The 17,968-nt window shown below is 71.1% G+C and carries 16 protein-coding genes; 5 read left to right on the forward strand and 11 right to left on the reverse strand.

Features of this window, described 5'->3' with window-relative positions; translation table 11 throughout:
- Positions 1-6: 6 nt before the first annotated feature.
- The 3 genes from CLT71_RS10355 to CLT71_RS10365 all read right to left on the reverse strand — a co-directional run bounded on the left by CLT71_RS10355 (position 7) and on the right by CLT71_RS10365 (position 3,558).
- Positions 7-915 carry a carbohydrate ABC transporter permease gene (locus CLT71_RS10355; protein ID WP_101371320.1) on the reverse strand — a complete coding sequence of 303 codons (909 nt, stop codon included), beginning with the start codon at positions 913-915 and terminating at the stop codon, positions 7-9.
- A 20-nt stretch (positions 916-935) separates the two neighbouring features.
- Entirely contained in the window at positions 936-2,438 is a 1,503-nt protein-coding gene (ngcE, locus tag CLT71_RS10360; protein WP_486483187.1) for a type 2 periplasmic-binding domain-containing protein, read from the reverse strand.
- A 157-nt stretch (positions 2,439-2,595) separates the two neighbouring features.
- On the reverse strand, positions 2,596-3,558 hold the full coding sequence (locus tag CLT71_RS10365) for a MurR/RpiR family transcriptional regulator (RefSeq protein ID WP_101366926.1): 963 nt from the start codon (positions 3,556-3,558) through the stop codon (positions 2,596-2,598).
- 201 nt (positions 3,559-3,759) lie between these two features.
- Between CLT71_RS10365 and CLT71_RS10370 the strand changes: the two genes are divergently transcribed.
- On the forward strand, positions 3,760-4,752 hold the full coding sequence (locus tag CLT71_RS10370; RefSeq protein WP_101371321.1) for a BadF/BadG/BcrA/BcrD ATPase family protein: 993 nt from the start codon (positions 3,760-3,762) through the stop codon (positions 4,750-4,752).
- 216 nt (positions 4,753-4,968) lie between these two features.
- Here CLT71_RS10370 and CLT71_RS10375 read toward each other — a convergent pair whose 3' ends face one another.
- From CLT71_RS10375 to ngcE (CLT71_RS10385), 3 genes are all read right to left on the reverse strand, one after another.
- A complete protein-coding gene (locus tag CLT71_RS10375; protein ID WP_101366927.1) occupies positions 4,969-5,883 on the reverse strand; it encodes a carbohydrate ABC transporter permease in 915 nt (304 codons plus the stop codon).
- Positions 5,880-6,788 (reverse strand): carbohydrate ABC transporter permease, encoded by a 909-nt coding sequence (locus CLT71_RS10380; RefSeq protein ID WP_101366928.1) that lies wholly within the window; start codon positions 6,786-6,788, stop codon positions 5,880-5,882. The genes CLT71_RS10375 and CLT71_RS10380 overlap by 4 nt, the downstream gene beginning before the upstream one ends.
- 106 nt (positions 6,789-6,894) lie before the next feature.
- A complete protein-coding gene (gene ngcE, locus CLT71_RS10385) occupies positions 6,895-8,307 on the reverse strand; it encodes an N-acetylglucosamine/diacetylchitobiose ABC transporter substrate-binding protein (protein WP_101366929.1) in 1,413 nt (470 codons plus the stop codon).
- A gap of 318 nt (positions 8,308-8,625) precedes the next feature.
- On the opposite strand from ngcE (CLT71_RS10385), the gene CLT71_RS10390 reads away from it, so the two are divergent.
- Together CLT71_RS10390 and CLT71_RS10395 are read left to right on the forward strand one after the other, a co-directional pair.
- Positions 8,626-9,993: an acyltransferase family protein gene (locus CLT71_RS10390; protein WP_101366930.1), complete on the forward strand. Its 1,368-nt coding sequence runs from the start codon at positions 8,626-8,628 to the stop codon at positions 9,991-9,993.
- A gap of 136 nt (positions 9,994-10,129) precedes the next feature.
- Complete coding sequence (locus CLT71_RS10395) at positions 10,130-11,479, forward strand: MurL-like N-terminal domain-containing (RefSeq protein WP_101366931.1); 1,350 nt, start codon at positions 10,130-10,132, stop codon at positions 11,477-11,479.
- Positions 11,480-11,503: 24 nt separating this feature from the next.
- Here CLT71_RS10395 and CLT71_RS10400 read toward each other — a convergent pair whose 3' ends face one another.
- Positions 11,504-13,237, reverse strand: coding sequence for a PucR family transcriptional regulator ligand-binding domain-containing protein (locus CLT71_RS10400; RefSeq protein WP_101366932.1), 1,734 nt, complete (start codon positions 13,235-13,237; stop codon positions 11,504-11,506).
- 98 nt (positions 13,238-13,335) lie between these two features.
- Positions 13,336-14,226: a TrmH family RNA methyltransferase gene (locus CLT71_RS10405; protein WP_486483664.1), complete on the reverse strand. Its 891-nt coding sequence runs from the start codon at positions 14,224-14,226 to the stop codon at positions 13,336-13,338.
- A gap of 67 nt (positions 14,227-14,293) precedes the next feature.
- On the opposite strand from CLT71_RS10405, the gene CLT71_RS10410 reads away from it, so the two are divergent.
- Positions 14,294-14,698, forward strand: a complete 405-nt coding sequence (locus CLT71_RS10410) for a metalloregulator ArsR/SmtB family transcription factor (protein ID WP_199187570.1) — start codon at positions 14,294-14,296, stop codon at positions 14,696-14,698.
- Positions 14,695-15,153: an SRPBCC family protein gene (locus CLT71_RS10415; protein ID WP_101366934.1), complete on the forward strand. Its 459-nt coding sequence runs from the start codon at positions 14,695-14,697 to the stop codon at positions 15,151-15,153. The genes CLT71_RS10410 and CLT71_RS10415 overlap by 4 nt, the downstream gene beginning before the upstream one ends.
- 94 nt (positions 15,154-15,247) lie before the next feature.
- Here CLT71_RS10415 and CLT71_RS36425 read toward each other — a convergent pair whose 3' ends face one another.
- From CLT71_RS36425 to CLT71_RS10425, 3 genes are all read right to left on the reverse strand, one after another.
- Complete coding sequence (locus tag CLT71_RS36425; protein WP_143743428.1) at positions 15,248-16,102, reverse strand: hypothetical protein; 855 nt, start codon at positions 16,100-16,102, stop codon at positions 15,248-15,250.
- A 251-nt stretch (positions 16,103-16,353) separates the two neighbouring features.
- Positions 16,354-17,460: an SPFH domain-containing protein gene (locus tag CLT71_RS10420; protein WP_101366935.1), complete on the reverse strand. Its 1,107-nt coding sequence runs from the start codon at positions 17,458-17,460 to the stop codon at positions 16,354-16,356.
- Between the two features lie 16 nt (positions 17,461-17,476).
- Entirely contained in the window at positions 17,477-17,938 is a 462-nt protein-coding gene (locus CLT71_RS10425; RefSeq protein ID WP_101366936.1) for an NfeD family protein, read from the reverse strand.
- Positions 17,939-17,968: the final 30 nt, after the last annotated feature.

Below are 17,968 nucleotides of genomic sequence, written 5' to 3' on the forward strand. Positions count from 1 at the left end.
CCCATCTCAGTACTCGACGCTTTCCCGCTTGGTCACCCGCAGCGCGAGCGCCGCGAAGGTGATGGTCAGGAAGAACAGCGCCACTCCCATCGCCGAGGCATAACCGGCCCGGCCGTAGACGAAGGCGTTGCGGTAGATCTCCATCGCGAGCACGGTGGTGGCGCCGTCCGGGCCGCCGCTGTCCACGGAGAGCACCGCGACGATGGCGAAGGCGTCGAACGCGGCGATGCCGAGGTAGACCCAGGCCACCTGGAGGGTGTCCCAGAGCAGTGGCAGGGTCACCCGGAAGAACAGCGTGATCCTGCTGGCCCCGTCGATCTCGGCGGCCTCGTAGATCTCGGTCGGGATCGACGCCATCCCGGCCGAGAAGAGCACCACGTAGAAGCCGACCGCCTGCCAGACCAGCACCCCGATGATCGACCAGAGGGCGAGGTTCGGGTTGATCAGGAAGAAGACCGGATCGAGCCCGATCTTCGTCAGTACGCCGTTGATCAGGCCGGACTCGTCCGGCCGGTACACCATCTGGAACAGTACGGCGATGATCGCCACCGCCAGGACCTGGGGAAAGAAGAACACCACCCGGTAGAAGGCGGATCCCCGTACCCCGACCCGCTGCCCGCCCTTGCTGCCGCCCCCGACGTTGAGCAGGAACGCGAAGAAGAGCGCGATGGCGATGGTGATCAGCGGCAGGGCAAGCAGCAGTACCCCGTGGTGCTGGACCGCCTTCCAGAAGGCCGTGTCGTTGAAGAGCCGCTGGAAGTTCTCGAACCCGATCCACTCCGGCGCGCCGATCCCCCGCCAGTTCGTCATCGCGAGCTGGAACGCCTGGGCGTACGGCGCGATCACGAAGACCGAGTAGATCGTGACCGGCAGGAAGAGAAAGCCGATCACGAACGGGTACTTGCCCTGCCGCATGATCACTCCATTCCGGTCGGTCAGCGCGTGAACTTGGCGACGCTGCTGTCGCCCTTGATGGCGTCCGCGCGCTTCTGGATCCGGTCGGCCCACTGCTCGGCGGAGGCGCGGCCGAACATCAGCTCGTTGGTCGCCGTCCGGGCCTCAGTGTCCAGTTCCTTGTACCAGTTGTCGAACATCATGTTGAATACGTTCGCCCCGGCCGCCTTCAGCGCCGCCTGCGAGCTGGCCACGCCCGGCGGGAACGAGTAGCCCTCGCTGCCGGCCGGCACGACGGTGGCCGCCCCGACGGTCTCGGTGAAGCCCCGGGCGCCCGCCTTGGAGAGCATCTGCCGCATGTACTCCATGCCGCCGCGCGGGTTCTTGCTCTTGGCCGAGACGAAGTACCCCTCGCCACCGGCGGCCCGGATCGCACCGGCCGGCAGCTTGTCCCCGGCCGTCAGGCTCGGCACCGGCATCAGCTGGTACTCGAAGCCGGCCGGCGTGTCCTTCTTCTGCTCGTTCTCCAGCCAGTCACCGCTGGGGTAGAAGGCGAGCTTGTACTGGTTCTGCCGGAGCTGCACGTCGGTGTGCTTGAGCCCCTCGAAGCTCTTGTCGCCGTACTTGGCGCCGATCTCGGCCCAGGCCTTGGCGGACTGGATCACCGGCTCGGCCTTCCAGGCGTTCGGCTCCAGGTTGTCGATGTTCTTCAGCACGTCCGGACCACCGACCTTGGCGGCCTGGGTCAGGATCACGTTCCACATGTAGTAGGCGGCGTTCGCCCCGGCGTAGCCGAACGGGGTGATGCCCTTGGCCTTGATCTGGTCGCAGAGCGCGGTGAACTGCTCCCAGGTGGTGGGTACGGTCCAGCCGTTGTCCTTGAAGAGCTTGCCGGAGTACCAGATGCCGTAGACGGTCGAGACGTAGTAGAGGACGAAGGGCTTGCGCGCCCCGTCCTTGGTGTTGAACATGCCCTGCTCGACCACGCCGGGGATGACGGTGTCCCGTACCTTCTTGTTCGGGTCGTCCACCGACGGCGCGTCCCACAGCTCGGTCAGGTCCTGGAGCTGGTTGTCGTTGACCAGGGCGCCGAAGTCGAGGAACTTCTCGCCCGAGTTGTTGACGAACTCCGGCGGGTCACCGGCGGTGAACCGGGGCTGGAGCACCGTGGAGACCGCCTGGGTCGCCTGGTGCTTGATCTCCGCCTTCGGGAACGCCGTCTTGTAGAGCTTCTGGTGCACGTCGGTGGCGTACTTCTCGCCGTAGCCGCCGTTGAAGATGATCACCTCGAGCGCGGCGTCCTCCTTGACGCCGAGCGGGTTGGTGGCGCTCTTCTCCCCGGTCTGCTGCTCGGTGCTGCCCCCGTCGTCACCGCCGGTGGCGCAGGCGCCGAGCAGTCCGGCGGCCGGGATGGTGAGCAGCCCGGCTGCGGCGGCCCGGCGCAGCACCGTACGGCGGCTGCTGCCCAGCGCCGCCGGCAGGTCCGGTCCGGTCATTGTCGACAGATCAACGCGGTCCGACGAGTGGTCGGAGGTTGCGGACATCTTCATCTCCTCAGTTGAGAATCGGGTCGGGCCAGCCGGACGACTCCGGATGACCGGGACCTGCCAGCGGTGCGGTTGCTCGCTCCCCCGCAGGAGCGATCGGGCCGGAGGTGGTAGGCGACCACCTCCACCCCGAGGGGTCGGTGTCGGACGGGTGTCACGGCCGTGCCTCCTTGATCGCCTTGTGCCCGCCCACCGCCCGGGCGGTCCGCTGGAAGGCGGCGTGGGCCCGGTCGTGGGTGCGCTGGGCGACGGCGATGTAGAGCAGGTCGAGCACGACGAGTTGCGGGTGCCGGGCGGAGAGCGCGTCCGGCCGGAAGCTTGTCGCCTGGCTGGCGGTGAGCAGCACGATGTCGGCGAGTTCGGCAAGCGGGGACCGGGGGAACCCGGTCAGCGCCACCGTGGTCGCGCCGTGGCTGCCGGCCTCGGCGAGGGTCTCGATGGTCTCGCGGGTCTGGCCGGTGTGCGAGATGCCCAGGGCGACGTCACCCTTGCGGAGCAGCGCGGCCCCGGCCAACCCCTCGTGTACGTCGTTCCAAGCCCACGCCGCGACGCCGATGCGGTGCAGGCTGAACTGCATCTCCTCGCCGACCAGCGCGCTGCCGCTGGCGCCGAAGATGTTCACCCGGGCGGCTCCGGCGATCGCCTCGGCGGCCCGCTCGACCTCGGCCAGGTCCAGCAGCGCCGCCGTGTCGTGCATGGCCTGGGTGTCCGCCGCGATGATCTGGCCGAGCACCCGCTCCAGCGGGTCGTTCGGTTGGATCTCCCGTCCGATGTCGACGGTCCAGCCGGCGGTGTGCGCCCGGCCGGTTTCGGCGGCGATCCCGAGCCGCAGGTCGGCGTAGCCCTCGAAACCGAGTGCCCGGCAGAACCGGGTGACGGTGGCCGGGGAGGTGCCGCTGCGCTCCGCGAGCTCGACGATGGTGGCCCGGGCGGCGGCCGACGGGTCGCTGAGCACCTGCTCGGCCACCCGTTGCAGGGCGCCGGTGAACTCGGTGAGCCGGGAACGGACCCGGAGCAGCACGCTGTCCGCCGGTGAGAGCCCGGCGGCGGCCCGGCGGTCGGGCTCGGCGTCGGCCACCGCGGTCCCCGCGGTGGTGTCCGCCTCCTGCTCGACCATGGGCACGCCTTTCCGAAAAGGAAGTTAACTGTTAGTGGTAAAAGTTCTTACTAAGCCCCCCTCCTTGTCAAGGTGATGGGTGAAGTTTTCAAACTGTTACCTGGCCGGCCCTGACGGCCGATCGCCGAGGCTTGCCCCGGGCAGCCGCACCGACCAGCATGGACGCCGATCAACTCCCCGGGCGGAAGGTGGTTGCCGGTGATCTCCGACGGCATGGTGGTGGGACTCGACGTCGGGGGGACCTCGACCCGGGCCACCGTGGTCTCGCTCTCCGGAGAGCGTCTCGGCACCGGCTTGGCCGGCGGCGGCAACCCGACCAGCCACGGCGCCGAGCGGGCCGCCGAACAGCTCCGGGTGGCGCTCACCGACGCCCTCGCCGAGATCGATCCCGGGCTGGTCCGGGCCGGCGCGATGGGGCTGGCCGGAGCGCCCCGGCTGCTCGCCGATCCGGCCGGCCGGCTGGCCTTCGACCGGGTCTGGCAGGAGGTCGGACTGCGCTGCCGGTACGACATCTTCGGCGACGCCCTCGTCGCGTACGCCTCGGGCGCCGCCGAGCCGGACGGCACGGTACTTATCGCCGGCACCGGGGCGATCGCCGCCGACGTACGCGGCATGGCGCTGGACCGGATCGCCGACGGCCACGGCTGGCTCCTCGGCGACGCCGGCGGCGGCTTCTGGCTCGGCCGGGAAGCCGTCCGGCGGACACTTGCCGACCTCGACCGGCACCGCCGGCCCGGCCCGCTCGGCACCCTCGTGCTCGCCGACCTGCTCGGCTCGGCAGAGGTGGCCGCCCGCCCCCGGGACACCGTGGACGTCCTGGTCCAGGCGGTGACCCGGCGCCCCGCCGTCGAACTGGCCGCCCTCGCCCCGCTGGTGATCCGGGCCGACCGGGACGGCGATCCGACGGCGACGGCACTGCTCGCCGAGGCCGCCCGGCTGCTCGCCGGCAACGTGGAACGGATCCGGCCCGCCGGTGCGGAGACCCCGATCGTGCTCGGCGGCGGGCTGCTCACCGGCGACACCCCGCTGGCCGAGGCGGTCCGCCCGGCCCTGGCCGAGCGCTGGCCGGACGCGCCGCTGCGGACCGCCGGGGACGGGGCGCTCGGCGCCGCCTGGCTGGCCGCCCGGCCACTGCCCGAGCTGACCGACCCGGCCGAACTGCACCGTCGACTGCTCGGCCCGGCCACCGGCTGACCCGGCCGCACCCCGGCCCGCCCCGAGCCCGGCACGCCGTCCCCGGACAGTCCCGGGCCCGGCACCTCGCCCCCGGACCACCTGAGCCCGGCACGTCGCCCCGAGACCGTCCTGAGCCCGGCACGTCGCCCCGGGCCACCCCGAGCCCGGCACGTCGCCCCGGAACCGTCCTGAGCCCGGCACGTCGTCGCCCGACCGCCCTGCGCCCGCCGGCCGCTATTTCAACTGGCCGGCGGTCAGCCCGGACTGGATCTGGCGCTGGAACAGCACGTAGACCGCCAGCACCGGCAGCATTCCGAGGGTGAGCCCGGCGAACAATCCACTGAAGTCGCCCTGGTATCCCTGGCTGACCGCCAACGCCGCGAGCCCCTGCGCGAGCACCCATTTCGACTCGTCCCCCTGCATCAGCACCTGCGGCAGGATGAACTGGTTCCACTGGCTGAGGAAGTTGAAGATCGCCACGCTGACCAGGCCCGGTTTGGCCATCGGCAGCATCACCCGGAAGAAGAGCCGGAAGTGCCCGCAGCCGTCGATCAGGGCCGCCTCGGCGACGGATGTCGGCAGGGTCCGGAAGAACGCGGTCATGAAGAAGACCGTGAACGGCAACGAGTACGCGGCATAGACCAGGATCAGCCCGGTCCAGCTGTTGAAGAGGCCGGCGTTGCGGACCACGAAGAAGAGCGGCACCAGGGCCAGGAAGACCGGGAACATCATCCCGCCGACGAACAGGTAGTAGAACACCTGCCGGTAGCGGAACTCGTAGCGGGCGAAGACGTACGCGGCGGCGGCGCCGAAGAGCATGGTCAGGGTCAGCGAGCCGGCCACCACGATCGCGCTGTTGAGGAAGTACTGCCCGATCCGGGCCTCGGTCCAGGCCCGCGCCCAGTTCTCGAAGCGCAGCGCGCCGGGCAGCCCCCACGGATCGCTGAGGATCTCGCCGTCGCTCTTGAACGAGCTGATGAAGACCCAGATCAGCGGCAGGGTGGTGAGCAGCGCCCAGATCAGCAGGAAGCCGTGCGAGAAGAAGTTCACCACGCCCAGCTCGCGGCGGGGTGGCCGGTCGCCGGTGCCGGACCGGCGGTCGGAACCGGTGCTCGGCGGAGCCGAGGCGGGGGTTTCGAGGGTCGTCACGAGTACTCGATTCGGTCCCGACGGCTGGCCCGCAGCGCCAGTACCGCCACCGACAGGGTCAGGAAGAACATCACCACGCCGATCGCCGAGGCGTACCCGAATTTGGTCTCGCTGCCGAACGCCGTGTTGTACATCCGCAGGCCGATCACGTCCGACGAGTGGTTGGGGCCGCCGTCGGTCATCTGCTGGATCAGGATGAACCCGTCCAGCGCGGCGATGGCCAGATAGATCCAGGCGACCTGCACGGTGTCCCAGAGCAGCGGGATGGTGACCTTGGTGAGCGTGGTCCACCGGGATGCGCCGTCGAGCATCACCGCCTCGTAGATGTCCTTCGGAATGGCCTGCATCGCCGCGCCGAAGAGCACCACGTAGAAGCCGACGTTGGCCCAGACCATCACCGCGAGTACCGCCCAGAACGCGGTACGCGGATCACCGAGCCAGGTCGGCGCGGGCAGCCCGATGCCGCGCAGCGTGGCGTTGAGCAGCCCGTTGTTGGGGTGGTAGACCTCCTTCCAGAGCAGCGCGATGATCACCACGGAGAGCACCTGCGGGAAGAAGTAGACCAGCTTGTAGGCGCCGGAGCCGTGTACCCCGACCACCCCGGCGGTGCCGCGCCGGCCGCCCATGTTGAGCATGCTGGCGAAGAAGAGCCCCAGCCCGATGGTCAGGACCGGGAGCAGCGCCAGCAGGATCGCGTTGTTCTTCACCGCGTTCCACATCTTGCCGTCGCGCAGCAGGGTGGCGAAGTTCTCCAGGCCCACGTAGTCGGCGCTGGCCGAGTAGCCCAGCCAGTTGGTGGTGGAGATCTGGAACGCCTGGAGGTACGGCGAGAGCACGAAGACGCCGTACAGCAGCAGCGGCGGCACCAGGAAGGTGATGATCAGCGGGTACTTGCCATGTTTCACGGGAACGACATCCTGCCCACTCCACGCGGGAAGACCTGTCCCCGCGACAACCGCGCCGGAGGGCCGGCCGCGCACCGGCCGACCCCACGACGTCAACCGGACGCCCCTACTGGCGCTTGTACTTCTTGATGCTGCTGTCCCCGGCGATCTGGTCGGCGCCCTTCTGGCACGCGTCCAGGAACTCCGCCGGGGTGCTCCGGCCGCTGAAGAACTCGCCGCAGGCCGCGTCCACCAGCTCGCGCTCCAGCTTGCGGTAGAAGTTGTTGTAGACCCAGTTGAAGCCGTTGCTGCCGGAGGCGTCAAGCGCCTTGACCACGGTGCCCAACCCGAACGGCAGGTCGATGCCCTCGGTGGAGCCGGCCACCACGGTCAGGCTGGAGACCTTGCGGGTGAAGTCCTGGGCGCCCTTCATCGAGAGCATGGTGCGCAGGTATTCCAGGCCGCCGGCCCGGTTCTTGGCCTTGGCCGGGACCATGAACGGCTCACCGGCGGTGCCGCGCATCGCCTCGAACGGCAGCTTGTCGCCGGTGCCGAGGCTGGGGGTCGGCGCGATCGACATGTTGAAGCCGGCCGGGGTGACCTTGGACTGCTCGCTCTCCAGCCAGGAGCCGCAGGAGATGAAGGCGGCCTTGCCCCGGCACCACTCGGTCTGCGACTGCACGTGGTCGAGGCCGGGCGAGCCGGGCATGATGTAGCCGTCCTTGACGATCTGGTACCAGGCGTCCGCCGCCGCCTTCATCGCCTCGGACTTCCAGGCGTTCGGCTCCAGGTTGTCGATCGCCTTCGCCACGTCCGGGCCGCCGAACTTGATCGCCGTCGAGATGACCGGCCAGCTCATGTAGCGGGGGTGCTTGCCGGCGTACGTCCAGGGGGCGATGCCGGCGGCCTTGATCTGCTTGCAGAGCGCGATGTGGTCGTCCCAGGTCTTCGGGTACTGCCAGCCCCGGTCCGTGAAGAGCTTGGTGGAGTACCAGATGCCGTACGCGGTGTACGCGTAGCTGAGCACCAGGAACTTGCCGTCGTACGACCCGACGTCCACCACGCCGGGCAGCAGGGTGTCCCGGACCTTCTTGCCGGGGATGTCGAGGCTGGGCGCGTCGAGCAGCTCCCCGAGGTCGGTCAGGGCGTTCTGCGAGACCAGGCCGTTGAAGTCGATCTGTCCGCCGCCGGAGTTGTTCACCACGTCGGGCGGGCTGCCGTCGACGAACCGGGGCTGGAGGGTCTTGTTGATCTCCTGCGTGGCGGAGTGCTTGATCGTCGCCTTTGGATATTTCTCGGTGTACATCGCCTGGTGGGCTTTGGCATACTCTTCGCCAAAGCCACCATTGAAGATGACCACCTCGAGCGGCGCGTCCTCCTTGACGCCGAGTGGGTTCTGCTCACTCTTCGTGCCTTCGAGCGACTCGCCGCCGCTGTTGTCGTCGTCGCCGCCGAGAGCACAACCGGTCAGCAGGCCGGTGGCGGGGACGGCCAGCAGGCCGGCCGCGGCGGTACGACGGAGGATGTCACGCCTCTTCATAGCTTCTCCTCGGATCCGGTCCAGGTGGACGCCGCAGCCGGTGAAGGCGGCGCCCGCCAACGAGGCTCGGGGTCATCGGGTCGGGTGGGGTTGCTTCGACAGGTGGGGACCACTTCAACACTGGTACTGCTTCAGGCGACACTGTTGCTCGTCTTCGCCTAACGTTGCTTGTCTTCACTTAACGCTAAGTTACTGAAGGATTCTTACGGAAGAGGGTGCCGGCAGCAAGTCCCGGCGGCCGAACCGTTACGGACCGGCAATCCACCCGGCTTGCCGCATCCCGCGTCGGCGGCCCGACGGAGTGGATAGCCTGACCACATGCGCCGCCTGCGGGAGCTTGTCGGCCGCACGCCCGCCGAACGGGAGCGCTACGTCGACCTGCTCCGCGCGGTGGCGATCGTCCTGGTGGTGATCGGGCACTGGCTGATCGCCGCGCTCGAGGACGACGCGGGACGGCTGCGCGGCCACAACGCGCTGGAGGAGATCACCTGGGGTCGCCCGGGCACCTGGCTCTTCCAGGTCATGCCGCTGTTCTTCCTGGTCGGCGGCTACGCCAACGCCGCCTCGCTCACCGGTCACCGGCGGCGGGGCGGCGACGCGGGCGGCTGGCTGACCGCCCGGAGCGGACGGCTGATCCGGCCCACCACCGTACTGCTGGTGCTGCTCCCGCTCGCCGCGCTCGGCGCCCGGCTGCTCGGCGCCGACCCGAGCCAGGTCCGCGAGGTCGTCTGGTACGCCACGGTGCCGCTCTGGTTCCTCTCCGCCTACGTCTTCGTGGTGCTGCTGACCCCGGTGACGTTCGCCCTGCACCAGCGGTACGGCCTGCTCGTGCCGGCGGTGCTGCTCGGGCTGCTCGCCCTCGGGGACCTGGCGAGGCTGCTCGGTGAGGAGCGGTTGGGGTACGGCAACTTCCTCTTCGGCTGGCTCGCCATGCACCAGGTCGGGTTCGCCTGGCGGACCGGAACCCTGCCGATGCGTCCCCGGGTGGGCTGGCCGCTGCTGGTGGTCGGACTGACCGCGCTGCTGCTGCTCACCCTGGTCGGCCCGTACCCGACCAGCATGATCAACCAACCGGACCAGCGGATCCAGAACATGTCGCCGCCGAGCCTCGCCCTGCTCGCCCTGGCCACCGCACAGCTCGGACTGATCATGCTGCTCCGGGACCGGGCCGAGCGCTGGCTGCACCGGACCCGCCCGTGGATGCTCGTCGTCGCGGTGAACTCGGTGGTGCTGACGATCTTCCTCTGGCACCTCACCGCCGTGATCCTGCTGGCCGGAGCGCTTGACGCGCTGGGCGCGCTGCCCAGTCCACCGGTCGGCAGCGTCACCTGGTGGCTCTGGCGGATCCCCTGGCTGATCATGCTGACCGGGGTGCTCGCGGTGCTGGTCGCCATCTTCGGCCGGATCGAGCTGCGCGGCTCCCGCCGCCCGTCGAGGCGGCCCCGGGCGATGCCGGCCGCGCTGTGCCGTACGCTCGCCCGTCCGCTGCCCCGGCTGCTCCTCGTCGTACTCGGCTTCGCCGCGACCGTGGTCGGGCTGTTCAGCAACAACGTCGCCCCGAAGAGCGGCGAGTACCTGCTCGGCCTGCCGACCGGCGCGCTCGCGGCGTACCTGGTCGGCGCCGGCCTGCTCCGGCTGCTCCGCTCGGTGCCCGCCGCCGCCTCGGCCGACCGGCACTCCGGCTGACCCGCCCGGCCCCCGGGCCGCCTCGGCCTCGGCCTGCACGCTCGCACCGTGCGGGGAGACCCGGCAACTGCCACCCTGTCGGGCAGCGGGAGCCGGAGATTGACATGCCGTCAACCCGGGCGGACTACTATTGCCTGTGCCCAACGGACAGCTCCGGCGGATGGACGCCTTCGCCTTCCCGGCCCACTCCTTCGATCCGGCCACCGGACAGGCCGCCCTCGAATACGCGCTGACCGGCCCGGACGGCGAGCTGCGGTTCACCGAGCTGATCACCTTCCCGCAACCCGCGACGCCGCCGTCGCCGGCGACCCTGGCCACCTTCGGCCGGGTGCTGGAGCTGCTGCACCTGGTCGCCGGGGTGAGCTACTACAAGGCCGCCGCACCGCCCCGGCTGGTCCTGCCGGCGCCGCTGGGCGAGCAGGCCGTCGCGCTGGTCACCGCCGTCTACACCGCGGGTCTCGCCGAGTACGCCTACCGCAACGACCTGCCGCACGTGCTGGAGCTGACCCCCGAACTGCCGCCGGGCCAGGTCACCGAGCCGGCCCGGTGGGACAACTCGGACCGCCGGCCGCTCTCGACGGTGGGTGGCGGCAAGGACTCCATCGTCAGCCTGGAGGCGCTGCGCACGGCCGGCTTCGACCCCGTCCCCTTCTCGGTCAACCCGAACCACATCATCGTCAGCGTCAACGAGGCGTCCGGGCTCACCCCGCTGGCCGCCCGGCGACGGCTCGACCCGGCGCTGATCGAGCTGAACGCGGCCGGCGCCCGCAACGGGCACATTCCGGTCACCGCGATCAACTCGCTGATCGCGGTCGGCACCGCCGTACTGCACGGGCTCGGTCCGGTGGTGATGTCGAACGAGCGCTCCGCCTCCGACCCGAACCTGGTCTGGCACGGCGTCGAGGTCAACCACCAGTGGTCCAAGGGGGTCGAGGCGGAAGGGCTGCTCCGGGCGGCCCTGGCCGGGCACGCCGGGCTGGCCGAGCCGTACTTCTCGCTGCTGCGGCAACTCTCCGAGCTGCACATCGCCCGGCTCTTCGCCCAGTTCACCCGTTACGACGACGTGGTGACCAGCTGCAACGCCGCGTTCAAGCTCCGCGACCCGAGCGACAGGTGGTGCGGCAACTGCCCGAAGTGCCGGTTCATCTTCCTGGCCCTGGCCCCGTTCATGCCCCGGGAGCGACTGGTGCGGATCTTCGGAACCGACCTGCTCGCCGACCCGGCCCAGGCGCCCGGTTACCTCGAACTGCTCGGCATCGACGCGCACAAGCCCTTCGAGTGCGTCGGCGAGGTCGAGGAGTCGGTGGTGGCGCTCGGGCTGGTCGCCGAGCACCCGGACTGGCGGGACGCGGCAGTGGTGCGCACCCTGCTCGACGCCGTACCGGCACAGGCGTGGACCGCCGCGAACGCCACCGACGTCTTCACCCCGGCCGGACCGCACTTCGTCCCACCGACGTACGCCAAGGCACTCACCGCGATCTCGTGAGGCGCCGGGTGGTGGGGTGACCGGTCAGCCGTCCCGGACGGCGTCCAGGGCGAGCAGGGCGACGTGCAGCGACAGGCAGTCGTCCACCGAGTCCAGGTCCACCCGGAGGATCCGGGAGATCCGGGCCAGCCGCTCGTAGAAGGCCGGCCGGGACAGGTGCGCCGCCGCGGCGGCGGCGGACTTGTTCCGCCCGCTTGCCAGATAGCCGCGCAAGGTGCCGAGCAACTGCTCACGGGGATGCTCGGCGTCGTGGGCCAGCAGCGGCCCGAGTTCGCGTTCGACGAAGGTCTGCAACCTCGGCTCGTCCCGGAGCAGGTGCAGCAGCGCGGCCAGCCCGACCTGGGGCAACCGGTAGACCGGCAGGTCCCGTCGACCCCGGCGGGCGGCGTCGGCCACCTGACGGGCCTCGATCAGCGAGCGCCGGGCCTCCCGCAGGGTGCCGACACCGGAGCCGGCCGCCACGATCACCGTGCCCGGCGTCCCGGAAGCCCGCCCGGCGGCCGGGGCGGCGTCCAGGCGTACCCGCTCCAGCGCCGCCGCGAAGGCGGCCAGGGCGGGCTCCTCGTCCCCGGCGTCCCGCAGTGCCAGCACGGCTCCGACCGCCTGGTCGTCCAGGGTGCTGGCCAGCCCGCTCAGTTCGGCGTCCCGCAGCGCCTGGCTGACCGCCTCGGCCAGGTCCCGCAGCCGGGCCTGGCCGGCCTGGCCGGCCGCCGCCGTGCCCGTCCCCTCGTCGACGCGGTACCTGACGACGACCCCGACCAGGTGCCGCCGGTCCAGGGGTACCCCGAGGGCGCGCGCCCGCAGCGCCACCTCGTCGACCGTCCGGGTGTGGTCGAGCAGCGCGGTGATCAGGGTGCGGTGGATCTGCCGTTCCAGTCCCTCGGCGTCCCGCCGGATCAGCCGGCCCAGCGCCAGGGTGGAGGCGGCCCGCTCGATCAGGATCGTCAACCGGGTCGGCGGAGCGGTCGGCGTGGCAAGTGGTTCGTCGCCCGGCGCGGCGGGCGGTTCACCGCTCGGCGCGGCGGCCGGCAGTTCGCCGCTCGGCCAGCGCAGCAGCAGCCGCCCCCAGTCCTGCCCCCGGGCGCCGACTGTGGTGCAGAGCCAGCCGGCGTCCGGGTCGTAGCCGGTACGGCCGGTCGGGCGGATCCGCCGGGAGTGCTGTTCCCAGCCCCGCAGCAGCAGTTCGGCGCTCTCCCCCGCCGGGTCGTACGCCAGCACCTGCCGGGAGAGGTTCTCCAGGATCACCGGACAGCCGGACAGTACGGCGGCCTGCCGGAGCACCTCGGCCGGCTCGGCGCCCTCGACGGAGAGCTCGGTGAAGCGCTGGTGGATCTCCTCGGCTGCCCGCAACTCGGTGAGCTGGGCGTCGACGATCAACCCGTGTACCGCCTCGGTGATCCGGACGAACGGCGTCACCCGGCGCAGTTCGACAAGTGGCAGGTTGCGGCGCTCGGCGGCGGAGACCATCACCCGGGGTACCGCCGCCGGATAGCGCCGGCCGAGTTCGACCACGAGTCCGGAGACCCCGACGTCGGCCAGTTCGCCGATGAAGGCGCGCAGGCCGGGGTCGTCGGCGGGCAGGCCGATGCCGGTGGTGAGCACGAGTTCCCCGCCACTGAGCAGGGCGGCGATGTCCGGCACCTCGGCGGCGTGCACCCACCGTACCGGCCGGTCCAGCCCGGCCGTGCCGGCGACCACCCGGGGGCCGCCGTGCCGGACCGGGTCCAGGGCCAGCACCTCACGCACGGTAGGAAACACGGGCTCGACGGTACCGTCGGCGGGTGTCCGCCCGTCGCCCGCGCCGGCCCGGTCCGCCGGCCGGCTGCGCTGACCTGCCGTAGCCGGCGGGCCAGCGGCTACGGCAGGTCGTCCCGGCCGAGTTCCCAGAAGGCGACGGCTGCGGCGGCCGCGACGTTGAGCGAGTCCACGCCGCGGCGCATCGGGATGACCACCCGGGCGTCGCTGCCGGCCTGGGCCGCCGGGGTGAGGCCGGCACCCTCGGCGCCGAGCAGCAGCGCGGCCCGGCGCCGCTGGGCCGGGGTGAGCCGCTGGATCGGCACCGCGTCCGGGGCCGGGGTCATGGCGAGTACGGCGAAGCCCGCCGCCCGCACCTCGGCGAGCCCGTCCGGCCAGCTGTCGAACTTCGCGTACGGCACCGCGAAGACCTCACCCATGCTGACCCGTACGCTGCGCCGGTAGAGCGGGTCGGCGCAGGTGGGCGAGAGGAGCACCGCGTCGATGCCGAGCGCGGCGGCACCCCGGAAGATCGCCCCGACGTTCGTGTGGTTGTTGACGTCCTCCAGCACCACCACCCGGCGGGCGTCCCGGAGCACCTCCGGCACGGTCGGCAGCTCGCGGCGGTGGAACGAGCCGAGTACGCCCCGGTGCACGTGGAAGCCGGTGGCCCGTTCCAGCACGGCCGGGCTGGCCCCGTAGACGGGCGCGTCGCCGGTGCCCAGGTCGTCGAGCTGGTCGACCCGTTTCGCGTCGACCAGGAAGGAACGCGCCCGGTAGCCGGCCCGGAGCGCCCGGCGGAGTACGAGTTCACCCTCGGCGATGAAGAGCCCGTTCGGCGGCTCCCACCGGGTACGCAGCTCGACGTCGGTGAGCGCCCGGTAGTCGGCGATCCGGGGATCCTCCGGATCGGTGATCACTTCGGCAGGCACGGTCGTCGGCGCGTCGGACACGGCGCCGATTCTTCCCCCGTCCCCGGGCCGCCGTTCGGCCGACCCCGACAGGTAGGAGATTTCCTACCCTTGACTGGTAGGACATTGCCTACCTATTGTTTCCGTATGAGTGTCAGGCAGGTCCACCGTGGCTGAGGTCGACGTCTTCACCGCGGTCGCCAACCCGACCCGGCGGCAACTGCTCGGCCTGTTGCTGGACCGGGGCGAGCGGCCGGTGCAGGAGCTGGCCGACCACTTCGACATGCGCCGGCCGAGCCTGTCGGAGCACCTGCGGGTGCTCAGGGACGCCGGCCTGGTGGTCGAGCGTCGGGCGGGCCGGCAACGGCTCTACTCGCTCCGGCCGGAGCCGCTGCGGGACGTGGCCGAGTGGCTGACCCCGTACGAGCGGTTCTGGCGGGAGAGGCTCACCGGGCTGCGTGATCTCCTCGACGCGATGGGCGTCGACGAGGGCGCCGACGACCGACGACCGGCCGGGGCCGGCACATCCGAACAGAGCCGGGCTTCCGGCGAGCAGGAGGGGAAACGACCATGACCGAACTCGGCGTGATCCGGGCCGACCAGTACCTCGCGCATCCACCCGGCCGGGTCTGGCGCGCGCTCACCGAACCCGAACTGCTGGCCCGGTGGTTCATGCCCGGCGACTTCAAGGCGGTGCCGGGACACCGGTTCACATTCCAGACCATGGCCCGGCCGGACCAGGACTTCGACGGGGTGGTGCACTGCGAGGTGCTGGATGTCGAGCCGGAGTCGCTGCTCCGGTTCTCCTGGACCGGCGGACACCTGGACACCACCGTCACCTGGACGCTGGCCGCCGAGGGGCGGGGCACCCGGCTTCTCGTCGAACACGCCGGGTTCGATCCGGACGACCCGATCCAGCAGCGCGCCTTCACCATCATGGACGGTGGTTGGCGCGGCATGGTCTTCCGCCGCCTGACGGACCTGCTGGCCGAGCCGGACGGCACCCCGGAAGGCGAGCCGGCCCGGTAACTCCAGCTAGGACATAGCGGACAGTCGACCAGGGACCGGACCGACGATCGGCACCGGAGCGAACCCGGCCCGGGCACCGGGGCGGATGGGTCGGTCAGGACGGCGCGGGGCCGGTCGTGGCGGGGCCGAGCCCACCGCCGGCCGGTGTGACGCCGAGACCACCGCCGGCCGGTGTGACGCCGAGACCGCCGCCGGAGACCCGCGCCGCCACCGCGCCGGCCGTACCCGGGCGGGTCAGCGCCGCCCGGCCCACCGCCGGTACCAGCCGCCGGGCCCGCCAGGCGACCCCGATCCCGGCGGCCAGCACCAACATCGCGCCGAGGGCGTGCAGGGCCGAGGCCAGCATCCCGCCGACACCGAGCAGTGGCGCCGCGATCATCAGCAGTACGCCGTCGGACTGGCTGAACACCCCGGAGCGGTACAGCGCCAGGCCGGTCAGCCACCAGCCGAGGGAGTAGAGCACCCCGCCGCAGACCGCGATGACCTGGCCCGCCCTGCCGAACGCCGCCGTGGAGTCCGGCAGCCCACCGAACGGGAGTACCAGCATCGTGCCGGCGACCGCGACCAGCAGGCCCGCGATGCCGAGGCCCCGGGTCCGGGTGCTCACCAGCAGGCTGGCCAGCGCCATCAGCGCGAGCAGGCCGAGCCAGAGCGCACCGATCCAGCCGAGCAGATGGGCCGGACGCTGCTGGGTGAGGAACGGCGCGTCACCGGCGCCGACCAGGGTCACCGAACCGTACACAATGGCGTATCCGGGCAGGGACCAGACGGCGAACCGGGCCAGCCGGCGCAACGACCAGGCCCAGCTCGCGTCGCTGGCCGGTTCGCCGGTACCGCGTTCGGCAACGAAGGGCAGGAAGCTGAGGCCGCCGTACGGCCAGCGCCCGGATGCCGGATCCACCGCGCCGCCGCCGGTGCCCGGTCCGGTGCCCGCCGTCCGCTTAGGCACGGTCGGGGCTTCGCGGGGCGCGGGATCACGCTTGGGGTTCGAGGGGTGGTTTTCCGGTTTCGAGGGGTGGATCACGCGCCGTCACCTCGCTCCACGTGCCGGCGGGCGGGCGCGGGGGGATCCGCTCGACGCCCCCCGCTGCTACACACCGCCCGTCGTTAGACCGATCGTGTCAGGTGCCGGGGCGCCGCGCGGACGCTTTGCTGGAATAGGCCGGGCCGCCGCCGGGCAGGTGCCCGGCGGCGGTCGGGTCAGCCGCGTTCGGGCTGCTTGTCCACATCGGAGTCGCCGAGCAGGCTGGCCGGCGGGACCGGCTCCGGCGCCGGCAGCCCCTGCGTGGGCCGGGAGGTCACCTGCGCCTCCGCGGCACGTACCTCGGCGTCCACCTGCTGGGCCGCCGCCGCTGCGGCCTGGGCCGCCGCCGCGGCCTCGCGCTCGACCGCACCCGCGTCGACGTTCGCCCGGGGCTCGTCGCCGACCATCTGGCCGAGTCCGCCCAGCGCGCCGCCGAGCCCCTCGAGCGCCTTGTTCAACTCGGCGGGCACGATCCAGACCTTGTTGGCCGTGCCGTTGGCGATCTGCGGCAGCGCCTGGAGGTACTGGTACGCCAGCACCTTCTGGCTCGGGTTGGCCTGGTGGATCGCGTCGAAGACGGTACGGATCGCCTTGGCCTGCCCCTCCGCCTGGAGGATCCGGGCCTGCCGGTCACCGTCGGCGCGGAGCACCGCGGCCTGCTTCTCACCCTCGGCGGAGAGGATCTGCGACTGCTTGTGCCCCTCGGCGTTGAGGATCGCGGCCCGGCGGTCCCGCTCGGCGCGCATCTGCTTCTCCATCGAGTCACGGATGCTCGGCGGCGGCTCGATGGCCTTGATCTCCACCCGGGTCACCTTGATGCCCCACCGTCCGGTCGTCTCGTCCAGTACGCCGGAGAGGTGCCTGTTGATCTCCTCGCGGCTGGTGAGCGCCCGCTCGAGGTCGAGCGAGCCGATGACGTTACGCAGGGTGGTCACCGTCAACTGCTCGATGGCCTGGAGGAAGTTCGAGATCTCGTAGGTGGCCTTCACCGAGTCGACGACCTTGAAGTAGAGCACGGTGTCGATCGAGACGACCAGGTTGTCCGACGTGATCACGGGCTGGGGCGGGAAGCTGACCACCTGCTCCCGCATGTCGACCTTGGTGCGCACCGCGTCGACGAAGGGGACCAGCAGGTTCAGGCCGGGGTGGAGCGTGCGCTTGTACCGGCCCAGCCGCTCGACCACGTCCTCGCGCTGTTGCGGCACGATCCGTACCGCCCGGATCAGGGTCACCACCGTGATAAGTGCCACGGCGGCCAACAACAGGCCGATAACCGTATCCACGTTGTGCTCACCTCATTTATTCCGGTTTCTCATCAATTGTGAACTCATCCCGCCAGACCAGGGCGGTCACGCCCTTGACCTCGATGACCCGCACCCGGGTCCCGGCGTCTATCACCTGGGTGGCGTCGTAGGACCGGGCGGTCCAGATCTCCCCGTCGATCTTGACCACGCCACCGTTCGCGTCCACCTGCTCCAGCACCAGCGCGCTGCTTCCGGTGATCGCCCGTACGCCGAACGACTGCTCCTCGCCGGCCAGGTCCTGCGCGCGGTGCCGCTGGATGATGGGACGGGCCACGGCGACGGTAAGCGCCGAGACGGCGGCGAAGATCACCGCCTGAACCGCGAACGGGGCACCAAAAGCTGCCGCACCGGCCGCGGCGAACGCCCCGACCCCGAACATGACGAGGAAGAGCGTCGTCGTAAAGATCTCCGCGACCACCAGCACGACGCCCAATACGATCCACAGGAGCGGCTCCACCTATCGATCCTGGCACGAGCAGGGACGTAA

The organism is Plantactinospora sp. CNZ320 (assembly GCF_002846275.1).